This window comes from Deinococcus aerophilus, assembly GCF_014647075.1.
Taxonomy (GTDB): Bacteria; Deinococcota; Deinococci; order Deinococcales; family Deinococcaceae; genus Deinococcus; species Deinococcus aerophilus.
The window spans coordinates 146933-163618 of record NZ_BMOM01000004.1 but is presented as its reverse complement, the minus strand read 5'-3'; the positions used below and the strand labels follow the sequence as shown (position 1 = coordinate 163618).

At 68.4% G+C, this 16686-nt stretch carries 18 protein-coding genes; 13 read left to right on the top strand and 5 right to left on the bottom strand.

Annotated elements, in window-relative coordinates; translation table 11 throughout:
* The 6 genes from cysC (at window position 1) to IEY21_RS04225 (ending at window position 5239) form a co-directional block, all read left to right on the top strand.
* Window positions 1-540 carry an adenylyl-sulfate kinase gene (gene cysC, locus IEY21_RS04250; protein ID WP_188901792.1) on the top strand — a complete coding sequence of 180 codons (540 nt, stop codon included), beginning with the start codon at window positions 1-3 and terminating at the stop codon, window positions 538-540.
* A gap of 8 nt (window positions 541-548) precedes the next feature.
* Window positions 549-1235 (top strand): phosphoadenylyl-sulfate reductase, encoded by a 687-nt coding sequence (locus IEY21_RS04245; RefSeq protein ID WP_229752875.1) that lies wholly within the window; start codon window positions 549-551, stop codon window positions 1233-1235.
* A gap of 61 nt (window positions 1236-1296) precedes the next feature.
* The gene (gene sat, locus IEY21_RS04240) at window positions 1297-2481 is read left to right on the top strand and encodes a sulfate adenylyltransferase (RefSeq protein ID WP_188901692.1); all 1185 of its coding nucleotides are present in this window, start codon (window positions 1297-1299) and stop codon (window positions 2479-2481) included.
* 127 nt (window positions 2482-2608) lie between these two features.
* Window positions 2609-3592 carry an ABC transporter substrate-binding protein gene (locus IEY21_RS04235; RefSeq protein ID WP_188901690.1) on the top strand — a complete coding sequence of 328 codons (984 nt, stop codon included), beginning with the start codon at window positions 2609-2611 and terminating at the stop codon, window positions 3590-3592.
* A 40-nt stretch (window positions 3593-3632) separates the two neighbouring features.
* Window positions 3633-4472, top strand: a complete 840-nt coding sequence (locus IEY21_RS04230) for an ABC transporter permease (protein WP_188901688.1) — start codon at window positions 3633-3635, stop codon at window positions 4470-4472.
* The gene (locus tag IEY21_RS04225; RefSeq protein ID WP_188901686.1) at window positions 4469-5239 is read left to right on the top strand and encodes an ABC transporter ATP-binding protein; all 771 of its coding nucleotides are present in this window, start codon (window positions 4469-4471) and stop codon (window positions 5237-5239) included. The genes IEY21_RS04230 and IEY21_RS04225 overlap by 4 nt, the downstream gene beginning before the upstream one ends.
* Window positions 5240-5349: 110 nt before the next feature.
* Here the strand turns inward: IEY21_RS04225 and IEY21_RS04220 are convergent, their stop codons facing one another.
* The 3 genes from IEY21_RS04220 to IEY21_RS04210 form a co-directional block, all read right to left on the bottom strand.
* Window positions 5350-6753, bottom strand: a complete 1404-nt coding sequence (locus IEY21_RS04220) for an MATE family efflux transporter (RefSeq protein WP_188901684.1) — start codon at window positions 6751-6753, stop codon at window positions 5350-5352.
* A 79-nt stretch (window positions 6754-6832) separates the two neighbouring features.
* The gene (locus tag IEY21_RS04215; protein ID WP_188901682.1) at window positions 6833-7696 is read right to left on the bottom strand and encodes an MBL fold metallo-hydrolase; all 864 of its coding nucleotides are present in this window, start codon (window positions 7694-7696) and stop codon (window positions 6833-6835) included.
* Window positions 7697-7734: 38 nt separating this feature from the next.
* On the bottom strand, window positions 7735-8055 hold the full coding sequence (locus IEY21_RS04210; protein WP_188901680.1) for a GNAT family N-acetyltransferase: 321 nt from the start codon (window positions 8053-8055) through the stop codon (window positions 7735-7737).
* A 229-nt stretch (window positions 8056-8284) separates the two neighbouring features.
* On the opposite strand from IEY21_RS04210, the gene IEY21_RS04205 reads away from it, so the two are divergent.
* Entirely contained in the window at window positions 8285-8773 is a 489-nt protein-coding gene (locus IEY21_RS04205) for a response regulator (RefSeq protein ID WP_188901678.1), read from the top strand.
* Window positions 8774-8801: 28 nt separating this feature from the next.
* On the opposite strand, the gene IEY21_RS04200 is transcribed toward IEY21_RS04205, so the two are convergent.
* The gene (locus tag IEY21_RS04200) at window positions 8802-9599 is read right to left on the bottom strand and encodes a TrmH family RNA methyltransferase (protein ID WP_188901676.1); all 798 of its coding nucleotides are present in this window, start codon (window positions 9597-9599) and stop codon (window positions 8802-8804) included.
* 92 nt (window positions 9600-9691) lie between these two features.
* Between IEY21_RS04200 and IEY21_RS04195 the strand changes: the two genes are divergently transcribed.
* The 5 genes from IEY21_RS04195 to IEY21_RS04175 all read left to right on the top strand — a co-directional run bounded on the left by IEY21_RS04195 (window position 9692) and on the right by IEY21_RS04175 (window position 13686).
* Entirely contained in the window at window positions 9692-10087 is a 396-nt protein-coding gene (locus tag IEY21_RS04195; protein WP_188901674.1) for a YchJ family protein, read from the top strand.
* Window positions 10088-10168: 81 nt separating this feature from the next.
* A complete protein-coding gene (locus IEY21_RS04190; RefSeq protein WP_188901672.1) occupies window positions 10169-11170 on the top strand; it encodes a prohibitin family protein in 1002 nt (333 codons plus the stop codon).
* A 67-nt stretch (window positions 11171-11237) separates the two neighbouring features.
* Window positions 11238-11825: a hypothetical protein gene (locus IEY21_RS04185; protein ID WP_188901670.1), complete on the top strand. Its 588-nt coding sequence runs from the start codon at window positions 11238-11240 to the stop codon at window positions 11823-11825.
* 95 nt (window positions 11826-11920) lie between these two features.
* Window positions 11921-12802 carry an NAD(P)-dependent oxidoreductase gene (locus IEY21_RS04180; protein ID WP_188901668.1) on the top strand — a complete coding sequence of 294 codons (882 nt, stop codon included), beginning with the start codon at window positions 11921-11923 and terminating at the stop codon, window positions 12800-12802.
* Window positions 12799-13686, top strand: a complete 888-nt coding sequence (locus IEY21_RS04175) for a DegV family protein (RefSeq protein WP_188901666.1) — start codon at window positions 12799-12801, stop codon at window positions 13684-13686. The genes IEY21_RS04180 and IEY21_RS04175 overlap by 4 nt, the downstream gene beginning before the upstream one ends.
* A gap of 30 nt (window positions 13687-13716) precedes the next feature.
* Here IEY21_RS04175 and IEY21_RS04170 read toward each other — a convergent pair whose 3' ends face one another.
* Window positions 13717-15183: a glycoside hydrolase family 3 protein gene (locus IEY21_RS04170; RefSeq protein ID WP_229752870.1), complete on the bottom strand. Its 1467-nt coding sequence runs from the start codon at window positions 15181-15183 to the stop codon at window positions 13717-13719.
* A gap of 230 nt (window positions 15184-15413) precedes the next feature.
* Between IEY21_RS04170 and IEY21_RS04165 the strand changes: the two genes are divergently transcribed.
* On the top strand, window positions 15414-16667 hold the full coding sequence (locus IEY21_RS04165) for an ABC transporter substrate-binding protein (RefSeq protein ID WP_188901664.1): 1254 nt from the start codon (window positions 15414-15416) through the stop codon (window positions 16665-16667).
* Window positions 16668-16686: the final 19 nt, after the last annotated feature.

The window sequence follows — 16686 nt, the reverse complement described above, 5'->3', positions numbered from 1 at the left end:
GTGGCCGTCTCGAGTTCGCCGCGCACGGCCGCCGGCCGCGTCGTGTGGTTCACCGGCCTCAGTGGAGCGGGCAAGAGCACGCTGGCCGCCGCGCTGCATGCCGAGCTCAGCGTGCGCGGCGTGCCGGTAGAACTGCTTGACGGCGACGCCGTGCGCGAGAACCTCAGCAAGGGCCTGGGCTTCTCGCGCGAGGACCGCGACACCAACGTCCGGCGCATCGCCTTCGTGGCGGGCCTGCTCGCCCGGCACGGCGTGACCGTCCTGGTCAGCGCCATCAGCCCGTATGCGGACACCCGCCGCGAGGTGCTTGGCGAGCTGCCGCGCCCGCTGGAGGTCTTCGTGGACGCTCCGCTGGACGTGGTGACGGCGCGCGATGTCAAGGGGCTGTACCTCAGAGCCATCGCGGGCGACCTGCCCCATTTCACCGGGGTCAGCGATCCCTATGAAGCTCCCCCACAGCCGGACCTGCACCTCAGGACCGACCGGATCAGCGTGTCCGAGGGAGTGCGTGAGTTGCTGCGGGCGCTGGGGGAAGAATGACCGGGCATATGGCGCAGGACCGGGCTCCGCTCCTGGCCTCCCCGCCGCGCGCCGCCACCCACGACCTGTTGACCTGGGCCCTCACGGCCCATCCGGACGCCCTGATGCCGAGTGCCTTCAACCTCAACGGAGTGGTCCTGATTGACCTCGCGGTGCGGGCTGGTTACCACGGTGAGGTGGTATTCGTGGACACCGGCTACCACTTTCCGGAAACCCTGCAGACCCGTGACCGCCTGGCCGCGCGCTACCCCGGCCTGACCTTCGTGACGCTCAACGCCGGGGCCACCCCGGAGGACGGCCAGACGCCCCCGGACCTGTACGCCCGCGACCCCGATGCATGCTGCGCCGCACGCAAGGTCGCGCCGCTGCAGCGCTACCTGCGTGAGAAGAACCCCTCGGCCCTGCTGAATGCCCGCAGCCGGGATCAGGCCACCACCCGCGCGGACATTCCCGTGGTGGAACACGGCGCCCGCATCAAGATCAATCCACTCGCCAGCTGGACCCGGCCACAGCTCGAGGCCTATGCCCGGGAACACAGCCTTCCGGTCAACCCCCTGTATGCCGACGGCTTCCTCTCGGTGGGCTGCTGGACCTGTACGCGCGCCGTGCGCCCCGGCGAGGATGTCCGCGCTGGCCGCTGGGCAGGCCAGGGCAAGACCGAATGTGGATTGTGGGCCGGCGCCGGCAAGCTCTGAACTTTCACGGCTCCATAGTTGACCTTTCTTATCCACTCTTTTCCCCCTTCCTGGAGACGCCATGCCCACCCTGCCCCATCCCGTGTCCTCGCTGCCCACACCGCTGGGCGGTCAGCTGATCGGCCGCGTGGCCCGCGCCGAGCCGGCCGAACTCGCCGGGCTGCCCCGCCTGGAACTCTCCGAGCGCAGCGCCGCCGACCTGGAACTGCTCGCCACCGGCGCGTACTCCCCGCTGACCGGCTTTCTGGGAGAGGCCGACTACCTGAGCGTTATCGAGCACCTTCGTCTGGCGGACGGCACGCCGTGGAGCTTGCCCATCACGCTGCCGGTTTCCCGGGCAGCGGCGCGCGGGCTGCGGGGCCGGGTGGTCCTGACCCGCGACGGCGCCGCCGTGGGCCTGATCGAGGTGCAGGAACACTTTGAGGCCCGCCGGGCCTGGGAGGCGCGCGAGGTCTACCGCACCGAGGACGAGGCCCATCCCGGCGTGGCGGCGCTGTACGCAGGGGGCGAGATCAATCTCGCCGGTCCGGTTACGCTGTTCGAGGTGCCGCGCGGGGCCTTCGCCCAGCACCACCGCACACCCGCAGAGGTCCGCGCCGTAATCGAGGCGCGGGGCTGGCGCACCACTGTCGCCTTCCAGACCCGCAATCCGGTTCACCGGGCACACGAGTACCTGCACAAGGTGGCCCTGGAGCTGGTAGACGGCCTGCTGCTGCACCCGCTGGTGGGCACCACCAAGGGCGACGACGTGCCGGCCGAGGTGCGCGTCAAGGCCTACGAGGTGCTGCTCGACCACTACTACCCGGCCCCGCGCACGCTGCTCAGCGTATATCCGGCGGCGATGCGTTACGCCGGGCCGCGCGAGGCGATCATTCACGCACTCTCACGGCGCAACTACGGAGCCACCCACTTCATCGTGGGCCGCGACCACGCGGGCGTGGGCAGCTACTACGGCACCTACGACGCGCAGGAGATCTTCAGCGCCTACTCGGCCGAGGAACTTGGCATCCGCATCCTGAAGTTCGAGCACACCTTCTACTGCCAGTCGTGCGGGCAACTGGTCAGTCCACGCACCTGCCCGCACGACGCCTCGCACCACCTGGTCCTGAGCGGCACGCGGGTCCGCGAGAAGTTGCGCGGCGGTGAGCCGCTGCCCGCCGAGTTCACCCGTCCGGAAGTGGCCGAGGTGCTGCGGGCGGCCTATACCGCGCCGGCCCTCGCACCCGGCAAAGTGGCCCCGGTCTGAGACGCCTGCGGTCCTCCGGTCTGCCCTGAACGGACGCAGGGCCCGGAACCGACTCCATCCCACCGGCCAGAGTCCGGGCCCGACAACACAAAGAAACAGACTTCATCCTTCATTCCGGAGCAAACCCATGACCCCAGACGACCGCACCCGTTTGAAGCGACGTTTCCGGACCCGCGCCGCACTGGCAGTCCTTGCGGCGCTGCTGCCTACCACCCACGCCCAGACCGTCACCACCGTTCGGCTGGGCTACTTTCCCAACCTGACCCACGCCCCCGCACTGGTGGGTCTGGAACGCGGCACCTTCCAGAAGGCCCTGGGAACCGTCAGGCTTGATGCCCGCTCCTTCGTCTCCGGCACCACCCTGACCGAGGCGTTTGCGGCGGGGCAGATCGACCTCGCGTACATCGGTCCGGGACCGGCCATCAGCGCGTTGGGCCGGGGGATGCCGGTGGGGCTGCTTTCGGGCGCCGCCGAGGCCGGAGCGGTGCTGGTCGCCCGGCAGGACAGCGCCATCCGGTCCTACCGGGATCTGGGGGGCAAAAATGTGGCGGTGCCCAGCCTGGGCAACACCCAGGACATCAGCCTGCGTCACCTGCTCAGGGAAAACGGCCTGCAGATCCGCAGCGACGGGGGCACGGTCACGGTCTCCCCACTTCCCCCCGCCGACGTGGTGGCCGCCTTCGCGGGGCGGCGGGTGGACGCCGCGCTGGTACCGGAACCGTGGGGCGCGGCGCTCGAGGCGCAGGGCCACCGGGTGATCGGTTCGGAAAAGACGGTGTGGCGGGGCGGCAATTACCCCACCGCCGTGGTGATCGTGAACACCCGCTTCGCCCAGGCCAATCCGGCGCTGGTTACCGCCTTTCTCAAGGCCCACACCGAGGCCGTGGCCTTCCTGAACCGCTCACCGGTCGCGGCCCGGAACGCGGTCAATGCACAGCTGCAGAAACTCACCGGCCAGAAGCTCGATCTGCGCGTGCTGCAACGGGCCTTCGCCCGCACCCACTTCACGGCCTCACTCGACCTGGAAGCCCTCCGGGAGTACGCGGCGCTCAACGTGGAAGCCGGCTATGCCCGCAGCGTGCCGGAGCTGAAGCTGCTGGTGGTCAAGTGACGCGGCCCGCACCCGGCCCATTTCACTCCAAAGGAGCCAGATGACCACCCTGCCCCACAAGACCGACCTTTCCCAGCCGGCCCGCCGACCGCCCTCCCGCTGGAGGGTGCTGTCATGGCAGGTTCTCGGGCTGGCCCTGATCCTGGGCGCGTGGTGGCTGGTCACCGACGTGCTCAAGCTGTATCCGGCCTACGTGTTCCCCGGTCCCCGCTCGGTATGGACCGAGATCAGTTACGGCCTGTGGGGCAGTGGGCCACAGGACGGCAAACTGCTCTCGGCCATCGGCGGCAGCCTGCGCCGGGTCCTTACCGGCTACGCCGCCGCCGTGCTGCTGGGAGGTGTCGCCGGACTGCTGATGGGAGCGTGGCTGCCGCTGCGGGCCACCCTGGGCGCGTACCTGACCGGCCTGCAGAGCGTGCCCAGCATCGCCTTCGTGCCGTTCGCGATCCTGTTTTTCGGCCTGAACGAGCGGGCGGTGCTGTTCGTGGTGATCCTGGAAGGCTTTATCCCGGTGGCCCTGGCGGTGTCGGGCGCCCTGCTGAATGTGCCGCCCACCCTGCGCGTTGCGGGGCGCACGCTGGGAGCGCGGGGCATGGGTCTGACGCTGCGGGTGCTGCTGCCCGCCGCGCTGCCCAACGTCCTGACCGGCCTGCGGACGGCCTGGAGCTTCGCGTGGCGCGCCCTGGTCGGCGGCGAGCTGCTGATCGCGGGGGCCAGGAGCCTGGGCGAGCAACTGGAGGTAGGCCGCAACACCGCCAACGTCGGCCTGGTGCTCGCCACCATCCTGATCATCGGCGTGATCGGCGGCCTGTTCGACGCCGCCCTGCGCGCCTTGGAAGGCCGCGTGCGGCGCGATTACGGTCTGGAGGTCCACCCATGACCACCGTGCAGGACAGACCCGATCACCAGACCGCTCCCCCATCCCCCCTGGCCGCCCGGACGTCCGACGGCCTGGGCCGCAGCCTGTCGCTGACGGGCGTGGGCTACCGCTACGGCGGGCGGGGACAGTCCGGCGCGGGCGTGGGGCCGCTGAACCTGCACATCGCACCGGGCGAGTTCGTGTGCGTCGTCGGTCCCAGTGGCGGCGGCAAGAGCACGCTGCTGTCGCTGCTCGCCGGCTTTCTTGCCCCGCAAAGTGGGCAGATCCAGCTGGGCGGCGAGGCTGTGCGCGGGCCACATCCGGGCCTGACGCTGGTGCAGCAGGAAGCGGCGCTGTTTCCGTGGCTCACCGTGACCGGCAACGTGGCCTTCGGGCTGCGCGGCCTGAAGCGCTCCGAGCGCGCGGCCCGCGTGTCCGACGCCCTGCGACAGGTCGGGCTGGCCGGATACGGCCCGCGGCGTGTTCACGAACTCAGCGGCGGCCAGCGCCAACGCGTGGCCCTGGCCCGCGCCCTGGCAGTGCAACCGGGCGTGCTGCTGCTCGACGAACCCTTCAGTGCCCTGGATCACGCCACCCGCACCGCCCTGGCCGACGAACTGCTGGGACTGTGGTGGCAGCACAAGCTGACGGTGGTTTTCGTGACCCACCAGCTGGACGAGGCGCTGCATCTGGGCGGACGGATCCTGGCCCTCAAGAACGGCGAGGTCGCGCTGGACGCGCCGGCAAAGACACTCAGCGTGCCGCGGCTGCGCGAGGTGCTGGAGTAGCACCCGGGTCACCGCCCAGAAACACAAATGCGCCCGCACCACCACGCAGGCCCGCCTCCATCCCACAGACGAGGGAAAGAGGCGGGCCTGTGTGACAGGAGTGCTGATTCTCAGTGCGCAGCCACCACTTCTTGTCCCCGCTGCTGCTCGGCCAGCCGCTCCCAGTTCACGCGCCGGCGCCGCCACTCGAAGATGCCGACCTTCACGATTTCCTCCAGGCCGCGGGCCACAAAAACGCCCCATATACCCAGCGGGGTGTACAGCCCGAGCGTGATCGCCAGCGGCAGCCCCACCACAAACGCGCCCACCACGTCCCCGATGATGATGCCCCGGCCGTCGCCCGCGCTGGGCAGCACGCCGCCCCCCACGATCATGTTGCGGACTTTGAAAACCTGGGTACTCGCGTTGATCAGAATGCCGAACAGCGCGATGTGATGCACATCCGCCCCGACTTTGGGAAACAGGCCGGGCACAATCAGGGCGCTCAGGGCAAACAGGGCACCGAAGCCCAGACCTGTGATCAGCCCCGCGCGGGTGATGCGGGCCAGCCACAGCTGCGCTCCGGCAGCGTCGCCGGCACCCAGCGCCCGCCCGATGAACACGGTGGCCGCGCTCATCAGGCCAAACGATCCCACAATGAAAATGCCCTCCAGCGTACCCACGATCTGGCTGGCCGCCAGCGCCACCGTGCCCACACGGGCGTAGACGGCAGCGTACAGGAAGTTGCCCAGGCTCCACGCGAACTCGGTGAAGGCCAGCGGCGCGCTGAGGGCGAGCAGCGGCGCGGCGATGGAGCGCAGGGCGGTGCGGGCCGGAAAACGCAGCGCGGCCAGACGGCGGGGTCCAAAGACCTGATACGCGAGCAGCCCGGCCTTGAGCACGTTGGCAATGACCAGCGCCCACGCTGCGCCCACCACCCCCAGCTGCGGCAACGGCCCGACCCCGAAAACCAGACCGTAGGCCACCAGACTCTCCACCACCACGGTCATGCTGGTGATGACCAGCGGCGTGCGGGCGTGCCCCAGCGAGCGCAGCGCCCCGCTGAAGATCCAGCCCAGCATGCCGGGAAGCAGGGCGAGCATGGCCACCTGCATGTACGGAGTCGCCGTGCGCGTCACTTCCGGCGCGCCGCCCGCCAGCCCCAGCAACCGTTCGGCCCCCAAGATGATGGGCAGTGTCAGCGCGGCCCCCAGCACCGTGCTGAGCACCAGCGTCACGCTGAGGGTATGGTTCACACCCGTCTGGTCATTGGCCCCGGCGCGCCGCGCGATCAGGATGCTGGTGCCCGAACCCAGCGCGCCCAGGGTGATGAAGAACAGAAAGCTCAGGCTGCCGCTCAGGCCCACGGCGGCCACCGCCACCGCCCCCAGCGTGCCCACGATGATCTGGTTGATGAAGGTCAGCAGCAGCTGAATCACCATCTCCAGGCTGACCGGAACGGCGATGGAGGCGATCTCACGCATGGGTGACTTGATCGTTTCAGTGGAGGGAACAAGACTGGGCACGGCAGACATACCGCGCCACCTTACACCGCGCAGGTCACGGCCGAATCAGTCAGATGGCCCATTGAAAGGCCCGGTGAAAGCCCCGGGCTCAGGCGGTGGCCGCTTCGCCCACCTCCGGCACCGCCACGAAGCCGCCTTTCGGATTGGCCTGCAGGCGGGCAAACGGAGTCTCGGGATCATGTGGCGTGCACAGAACCACCCCTTCCTCAAACCACTGCGGCAGGTACTTTTTACGCATTTCCAGCGTCGTGACCGGATACAGGTCGTATCCCATGATGTACGGCGTGGGCGCATGCGCCAGCATAGGAATCAGATCGGCAGCGTACACCAGGGTCTGCCCGGCACTTCTCAGGACCACGCCCTGCTGGCCCAGGTTGTGGCCCGGCAACGGCAGCACGCTCAGGCCGGGCCTGAGTTCATGCTCGCCGTCAATCACGTCGAACAGGCCGGCGTCGGCAATCGGCTCGAAGGTGTCGGGCACGTAGCTCGCACGGCTGCGCTCATGGGTGTTCCGGGCGTCCTCCAGCTCACGGCGCTGAACAACGTAGCGGGCGTTGGGAAAGGCCGGGGTGTTCAGCGCCGTGGTGTTGCGCCCGGCGTGGTCAAAATGCAGGTGGGTGTTGATGACCAGATGAATGTCATCCGGCGTCAGTCCCACGCCCTCCAGCCCCCGGAACACCGTTTCGTCGCGGTCCAGTCCGTAGATCGCCTCGAACTTCTCGCCGCCCCGGTCCCAAAAGCCGGTCTCGATCAGGATGTTCTCGCCCCCCAGCCGGATCAGCAGCGGGTTGATGCGCAGGCGGATGCGGTTCAGCTCATCTGCCGGGGCCACCCGCTCCCACAGCGTCTTGGGCACGCTGCCGAACATCGCCCCGCCGTCCAGGCGAAACCGACCGTCTGTGAGGCTGATGACCTCAATGTTTCCGATGCGTCTGTGATGCGTCCAGGCCATGCGGTCAGCTTAACGCAGCGCGCGCGGTGTCCCGGCGCCTACAGCCCGAGCGCCGCGCGCTGACCCGGCGGGACCAGGTCCAGGTACCTGGGGTGCTCGCGGATGTAGGCGGCCACGAAGGGACAGGTGGGCACGGCGTTCAGCCCGCGCGAGCGCAGGTCGTCCAGCGCGTACCGGATCAGCCGCGAGCCCAGTCCCTGGCCCTCATACTGCTCCTCGATCTGGGTGTGCGGCAGCATCCGGGCCCCGGAAAGAGGCCGGTATTCCGCGTAGCCGGCCATCTCGGCACCCACCCGGATCTCGTAGCGCTGCGCGTCCTCGTTGTCCCTCACGGTGATCTCCCCGCCGTCGCTGGTCATGCCCGATGGTACGGCAGGGGCGCGGCGGGCCGCTCCGCGGGCGGGGCCACGTCAAGGGTCTCATAAGGCCCTCTGCAGAGACCTTAAAGCGTACCGGTGGGTTGCGCCCATTCTGGGAGCCCACACTGGAAGGAATGTTCCGAAGTGCCGGCGTGAGGCCTCCGGACCGTTGCCCCGACCCTTACTCCCTTCCCGAGCGGTCTTCCACCCTCCCTTCAAAGGTTTCCCCATGACCAGTCCACAGCTCCCCCTCCACAATGCCCAAGCCACCCCCATCGAGATTCTGCTCGTTGAGGACAGCGAGCCCGACATTCTGCTGACCCGTGAGGCCTTTGAGGAAGCGGGCATGCTCAACCGGCTGCATGTGGTCCGTGACGGCGTGGAGGCGCTGGCCTTCCTGCGCGCCCGGGAGGGCACGCTTCCGCGGCCCGACGTGATCTTGCTGGACATCAACATGCCGCGCATGAACGGCATGGAACTGCTGCGCGAGATCAAGCGCGACCCCCAGCTGATGACCATTCCCGTGATCATGCTCACCACCAGCCAGGCCGACGAGGACATCCTGCATTCGTATCAGGCGTTCGCGGCGAGCTATGTGGTCAAGCCCATCGAGTTCGAGCACTTTTACCATGCCATCCAAGCGCTGGGCCGCTACATGCTGACCATCGTGCGGGTACCCCCTCCGGCGCGGCCCCAGGCCTCCGAACTGCTGGAATAGAGCCCGCGCCCGCGCCTTCTTCCCCGCCCTAAGAAGCGCTGGAGCGGCGCTGGCGCTGGCACTCGTACAGCATCAGGGCGGCGGCGGTGGCCACGTTCAGGCTGTCGGCTCCGCCCGCATGCATGGGGATTCGTACGCTGTGGTCGCTCTGCCGCCACGCGGCCGGCAGTCCCTCGTGTTCGGTGCCGAGCAACAGGGCCACCCGCCCACGCAGCGGCGCGTCCCAGTACACGCGCGGCGCGTCCGGCGTACACGCCACGGTGGTGAAGCCGTGTGCCGAGAGCCAGGTCTGCGCCTCCTCCTCGGTCATCACGGCCACGGGCAAGGCAAACACGCTGCCCTGGCTGGCCCGGATCACGTTGGGGCCGTAGGGGTCTGCCCCCCGCCCCAGCACGAGAACGCCCGCCGCACCCGAAGCGTCCGCCGTCCTCAGAATTGCGCCCACGTTGCCGGGTTTTTCCAGTCCGTGCAGCACGACCACCACCGCTTCCGGCCCGGGTTCGGGCAGCCTGACCCGTGGGGCGGAGACCACCGCCAGCAGACCGTCGGGGTTCTCGCGGCCGCTGACCTTCTCGAAGGCCGGGCGCGACAGTTCGGTCAGCGGGGCGCTCAGTGTGTCGGCGACCTCATGGGCCTCGGGACTGTACAGCTCCGGGCAGTGGTACACCTCGGCCGGCACGAGTCCACCGCCGATCGCCCGGAACAGTTCACGCGCCCCCTCGATCAGGATCACCCCCTCCTCGTCGCGGGCGCGGCGGGTCTTGAGGCGGACCAGCCGTTTGATCTGGGGATTTTGCAGCGAGGTGATGATGGGAGCGCGGGTCATGACCCCCGATTATGGGCCCCGTCCCGGTCGGGAGCGCTGAACCGGGTGCAGAGTCGGCCACACGGAGGCGGGCTGTGAGCTAGCTTGACGCCATGCCCCTGGCATATCCGCCGTTCAAGTCCTGCCCCTGCGGTTCGGGACACAGCTATGCCCACTGCTGTGGACCGGCACACGACGGGACGTGCCCGCCCGCCACGCCCGAGGCGCTGATGCGCGCGCGCTACGCGGCCTATGCCCTGGGCAACGCCGCTTTCGTGCTGAAGACCTGGCACCCCGACCACCGCCCGACAACGCTGCACCTGAATGACCACACGCGCTACCTGTGCCTCAAGGTCCATGAGGCGAGCGGCGACGAGGTGGAATTCAGCGCGACCCTGAAGGTGGCGGGCGGCGAGAAATACGTGCTGCGCGAACGCAGCGTCTTTGCGCAGCTGGACGGTCAGTGGGTCTATGTAAACGACGTGACGCCCCCGACGCTGGACGCCTGACCCCGGGCGCCTGAGAGCAGGCGGTGGCTCCAGCCCTGTGCCATCGTGCAACCCGGCACTGCCCGGGCGCGTACTGGAAGCATGACAGACCCCAACAGTGGCAACGGGCGCGGCTTCTCTCCTCAGCGGCCCGATCCGGTCAACAATCCCAGCGGTCCCCCGGGCCGCCCGGCCCCCCGTTTCTCCTCGCGCCTGGGCTGGATCGTCGGCGGTGTGGTGGTCGCCGGCCTGATCGTGGCCCAGAGCATCACGGTGGTCCCGGCGGGCTTCGTCGGGGTGGTGTTCAGCGCCCTGAGTGGCGTCAAGCCCGATCCTCTTCAGGAGGGCCTGCACTTCGTGGTTCCCTTTGTGGATAAGGTCACGCTCTATGACGCCCGGCTGCAGGAAGTCACGCTCGCCCATGACACCAACAAGCAGGACGAGGGATCCATCCGCGCCCGCAGCAAGGAGGGGCTGGACATCACGGCGGACGTGACCGTGCAGTTTCGTATTGACCGCAGCAAGGCGGCCATCTTGCACAAGGAACTGGGGCGCAATTACCTCAACACCGTTCTGCGCCCGCAACTGCGCAGCAAGGTGCGCGACTCCATCGGGCAGTTCGGGGCCGCCGACCTGATCAGCAACCAGCGTACCCAGCTGGAGGCCAGCATCACCACCGAGCTGGAAAAGGCCTTCTCGCGCAACAACCTGATTCTGGACGCCATCCTGCTGCGCGAACTGAAGATTCCAGAAAGTGTGGCCAAGGCCATCGAGCAAAAGCAGACGGCCGAGCAGCAGGTCGCCGTCGAGAGGAACCGGCTGCAACAGGCCGAGATCAGCGCCCAGCGCGACGTGGTTCAGGCCGAGGGCAAGGCCAAGGCCGCCATCGAGACGGCCAAGGGCGAGGCCGAGGCCCTGTCTCTGCGGGGCCGCGCCCTCAAGGAGAATCCGCAGCTGATCCAGCTCACGGTGGCCGAGCGCCTCGCCCCCGGCATCCAGACCGTGATGCTGCCCAGCGACAGCAACTTTCTGCTGGACCTGAAGTCGTTTGGCACCCAGACGCTGCCGAAGGTGGAGCAGACCCCGGCGCAGAGCGGCAACTGAGCACCGACGTGGGCACTACACTGCTCGGGATGAACGAGGCGAACGTCCGGCGCGGGAGGGACCGGCCATGATGGCGGTTCTGATCCTGCTGGTGATCTTCGGCGGCGTTACGGCGATTGTCTACGTGGACAACATGGGCAAGGCGGCCCGCCGCTCCCTGGAACCACCGCCCGGGGAACCGGCAGCGTCCCTGTCGGCTTCCCTCACGGCCGCCCCCTCGCATGTACCGTCCGGGCTTCCCGAGTCCCTGGCGCTGCGCCTGCCCGAACCGGCACGCACCCAGGCCTGGGGGCTGCTGTGTCTGGTCACCGACGCCCGCCTGGAAGGAGTGAACAGCGACCCCCGGACCGCCTATCTGCTGGCCCAGACCCGCGAGGCCTACCTGCCCGACACCCTGCGCGCCTACCTGAACCTGACCGACGGTGCGCGCCGCACCCTGCAGGGTCAGGGCCAGCCGCCCGAGATCCTCCTGAGCGAGCAACTGGGCCTGCTGGAAGACGGCGTGCGCGAGGCGCTGCGCCACGACCATGCCACGGCCGACCGCCTGCTCAGCCAGGGCCGCTTTCTGCGTGAACGCTTCGGTGCGGCAGACTCCGAATTGACGCTGGGCCAGACCCCTGCGGACCAGACCAGCAAGGGCCGGCTCAGGAAGTAAGGCTTCCGGCCTGCCGGCCCCGTTCCCACCCGCCAAAACTTTGGACCCGGTCCACAGTTGCCGCCGGTCCGGGTCCCGGCCCCTAGCCTGGGCACATGACAAGAGTCGCCTTTCTGGGCCTGGGCGCCATGGGTGTTCCCATGGCCGCCGCGCTGGCCCGCCGCACCCCCGCAGACGGGCCGACCCTGGTCTGGAACCGCCACTTTGACCGGGCGCAGGCGCACGCCGCCGAGTACGGCACCCACGCCGCTACCCTGCAGGAGGTCGCCGGGGCCGGGGTGATCTTTACCTGCCTGCCCACCAGCGCCGATGTGGACGAGGTGATCGGACAGATCGAGGAGTACCTGAAGGAAGGCACCGTCTGGGTGGACTGCACCAGCGGCCATCCGGACGCGGCGCACGCCCAGCGGGGCCGGCTGCTCGCGTGCGGTGTGAAGTTCCTGGACGCCCCGGTCAGCGGCGGCGTGACCGGAGCGCAGGCGGGCACCCTGACGGTGATGCTGGGCGGCCCGGCGGACGAGGTGCAGGCCGTGCGCCCCCACCTCGCGTTTGCAGACAAAATTGTGCATGTGGGCAACACCGGCGCGGGCTTCACGGTCAAGGCCATCAACAATGCCCTGCTGGCCGTGAACCTGTGGGCTGCGGGCGAGGGGCTCGCCGCGCTGGCGGGCAGCGGCGTGGATCTGGGCGCGGCGCTGACGGTCATCAACGCGAGCAGTGGACGCAGCAATGCCAGCGAGAACCTGATTCCCGCCCGCGTGCTGACCCGCGAATTTCCGCCGACTTTTGGCCTGGGACTGCTGGCAAAAGACATCGGTATCGCGCTGGACGTGGCATCGGCCAACAAGAGCAGCACGCCTGTCCTTGCCCAGGTCGGCGCACTGTGCCGCGCCGCCGCACAGATGGTCGGCCCGGCCGAGGACCACACCGCTATGCTGAAACTGGTGGAACAGATGAACGGAAAGGAACTTCGATGACACAGACTGACCCCCAACCCCGTTTCGCCGTCGTCACCGATGGCGGCCTGGACGCCTTCGAGACCCTCAACAACGACGTGGCCGTCGCACCGTTCTCGGTCAATTTCGGCAACACGAGCTACCGCACCAACGAGATCTCGCGCGCCGACCTGTTCCGGGAATTGCAGACCAACCCGCAGCACCCCACGAGCAGCCAGCCCACGCCGCAGGAATGGGCTGAGGCCGTGCGTGACGCCCGTTTCCGCTCCGGCCAGCTCTCGCAGGTGCTCGCCATAACCATCAGCGCGGGCCTGAGCGGCAGCCGCAACGCCGCCGAGCAGGCCCGCGGGGTCCTCAAGGACGTGCAGCTGCAGATTCATGACTCGGGCACCCTGAGCGCGGCGCAGGCCTTCCAGGTCCACGCGGCCCAGACGGCGGCGCTGCGCGGCGACACGCTGGAAACCGCGCTGAAGTGGGTGCGCGCCGTGCAGCAGGAAACCGAGCTGTACTTCACCATCGAGACGCTGGAGTACCTGCGCCGCGGCGGACGCATCGGGCGGGTGCAGGCCACGCTGGGCGGGCTGCTCAACCTCAAGCCCGTCATCACCGTGGACCGCGCTACCGGAACCTATACCAACGTGGGCCGCGCCCGCAGCTACAAGGGGGCCATCGAGGCCGTGGGTCAGCAGGTCACCCGCCAGCACGGAGAGGGCACCCCGCTGCGGGTGGGCCTGCTGTATGGCAGTGTGCGCGAGGACGCCGACGTCCTGCTCGAACAGCTCCGGCAGCGGCATCCCATCGTGTGGTCGGGCGCGGCAGGCGTCAACCCGGTGCTGAATGTCCACACCGGGCCGCGTGCGCTGGGTGTGGCGGCAGCGCCCGGCCCGTGGCCCTGGGAGCGGTAAACCGCCCTGCAGTTCAGGAGAAGCGGCAGCCTACTCCTGTCCAAACGGCAGGCTTCCCGTTGCCACGCCCGCGCCGCGCAGCCAGTCCAGCACGGCGGCGCGGGCTTCCGGACGAAACCCGTAGGCGAGCAACGCCGGGGCGTCCACGTCCAGCACGGCGTAGGGGTTATACAGCGCCAGGTGGAGGTCGGGGCGCGCACCGATCAGCGCAGGGTGGCGGTGGCGGGCCGTCGTCGCCAGAATCACGGGGGCGCCGGAGGCCCGCGCCGCTTCCCAGTCAATCTGGTCGGGCGTGTCGAAGGCATGCAGCGAAACCTCGTACACCTGAGCAAGTTCGCGGGCCAGCGTCTCGGCGTCCGCCGCGGCCTCGCTGACGGTCTCGCGCAGGGGCTGGCGATGGGCCACCAGCACCACCCGCGAATCGGGGGGCGGGGCCACCGGATTGCGGTAGGCGCTCAGGCCGCGTGCCCAGGCGCGGCGGAACACGGCAGCGTCCTGCTGCGGCTCGAGAGAAGCGTCGGCCGCGGCGGGGTACGCGTGGGCCAGAGCGTGCAGGCGGTCCAGGCTGGCCTGCACCGCTCCGGCATTCAGGCGGCCAGACAGCGCTGTCTGGACGGCTTCCAGGGTCGCTCCCTGGGCCTCGCGGCGCCCCAGCGCCATCACAAGATCGGCCCCGGCCTCCAATGCCAGTACGGCGGCCTCCCCGCGCCCGTAATGGCCGTCAATGGCCTGCATCCCCATGCTGTCGGTAACAATCACGCCGCCGTAGCCCCACTCCTGGCGCAGCAGGCCGGTCAGGATCCGGCGCGAGAGGGTGGCCGGATGCACGTCGTCGAGCGCGCTGTAGACGATGTGGGCGGTCATGACGGCGGGCGTGACGGACAGCAGGGTGCGGAAGGGGGCGAATTCGGTCTGTTCCAGTTCGGCGCGTGACTTGTCCACCCGGGGCAAGGCCAGATGGCTGTCCTGCGTGGTGTCTCCGTGACCCGGAAAGTGCTTGACGCAGGCGGCAACGCGCTCGGCGGCGTGTCCGGCCAGCGCGGCCCGGCCATGCCGGGTCACCCGCTCCACGTCCCCGCCGTAGGCCCGTTCCCCGATCACCGGATTGGCCGGATTCACGTTCACGTCCAGCACGGGCGCAAAATTCCAGTTGATACCCACGCTGCGCAGCTGCCGGGCCAGCGCGGCAGAGACCTCCTCGGTGAGGGCCACGTCGTCCGCCGCCCCCAGGCCCATGGCGCTGGGAGCAAACGGCCAGAACTCGGGGCGCAGGATCGCGCCGCCCTCATGATCCAGGGCGATCAGGGCGTCCTCTCCCAGCACCCCGCGCAGATCGGCACACAGCGCCCGCAGTTGCCCGGGCGACTGCACGTTCTTACCGAACAGACACACGCTGCGCACGCCGTATTTCTTCAGGTGTGCGGCGGTCTCCGGATCCAGGGTCGGACCGGGAATGTCCACCATGACGAGCGCGCCGGGCAGAAGGGGGGAAGTCACGTGGGCCAGCGTAGCGCGCGCCCCCCAGAGTGGGGCAAGCCGGGGGCGCGGCACATGAGGACGCCGGGCAAATTCTCAGGCAATGGAAGCCGCCTCACGCTACATTCTCGGCACATCCTCAATTTGCACCTGCGGAGCTTTTTCTCCCCCCCCATTCACCGCACCCTGTCCATATCACTGCACCCTGTCCATATCACTGCACCTTTGCCCTGTACCGTCCAAGGAGTCTCATGCACAAACCGCTTGCCGCCCGCCTGACCCTGAGCGCCGCTCTGATCGCCACCTCGCTGGGCGGGCTGGCCGGGGCCCAGAAAACCCAGCTGGAATTCTGGACCATCAGCCTCGCGCCGCTGTTCAACGACGAGATGAACCGGCTGGTCGCCCAGTTCGAGAAGGAAAACCCGAACGTGGACCTGAAATGGGTGGATGTGCCCAGCAACGCGATGGAACAGAAGCTGCTCGCCGCGGTCGCCTCGGGCCGGCCGCCCGCCGCCGTGAACCTGTCCTCGGACATGGCCGTGAAGCTGGTGCAGCAGGGCGCGCTGGAACCCCTGGAACTGAACGAGGCAGACCGAAAACTGTATTTTGCCTCCCCGCTGTCCACCTTCACCTTCGACGGCAAGGTGATGGGCGTGCCGTGGTACTGGGCACCCAAGGTCGTGGCCTACAACACCGAGATCTTCAAGAAAGCGGGCCTGGACCCCAACAATCCGCCGCGCACCATCCAGACCCTGATCGCCGCCGCCAAGACCATCAAGGACAAGACCGGCATGTACGGCTTCATGCCCAATATCGGTGGCATCAACATGCTGTACCTGTTTCAGGAAGCCGGCCTGCCCGTGCTGGACAAGACCGGCAGCAAGGCCGTGTTCAACAGCCCCGAACACATCCGGCTGGTGCAGGAGTACGTGGACCTGTACAAGAAGGGCTACATTCCCGAGGACACCATGCGCCGCGGATACACCGCCGCCACCGAGCTGTATTCCTCGGGTAAGCTGGGCATGCTGATCACCGGGCCGCAGTTCATCCTGCGCGTGGCGAACGACAACAAGGCCATCTACGACGTGACCAAGGTCGCGCCGTATCCCATCAACCTCGCCGGGAACGTCATTCACACCGGCCTGATGGGCTTTACGGTGCCCAAGGGCGTCAAGGACCGGGCGCTGGCGCAGAAGCTGGCGCTATTCCTGACCAACGACGTCAATCAGTTGCAGTTCAGCAAGGTCACCAAGACGACCTTCCCCAGCACGGTCAAGGCCAGCACCGACAAATTCTTCAAACAGGGCGGTTCCTCGGCCATCGATCAGGGCAAACTGGTCGCGAGCACCGAGCTGAAAAAGGCCAAGGACCTCACGCTGGTCTATCCGGACGCGAGCAAGCTGAACAAGGTCTTCAAGGACAACATCGAGAGCGCCATGGCCGGACAGAAGACCGTCAAGGCTGCGCTGGACGACATCGTGAAGGCCTGGAACGCGAGCCTCTGAGGCTGTGCCGAGGGCGGGG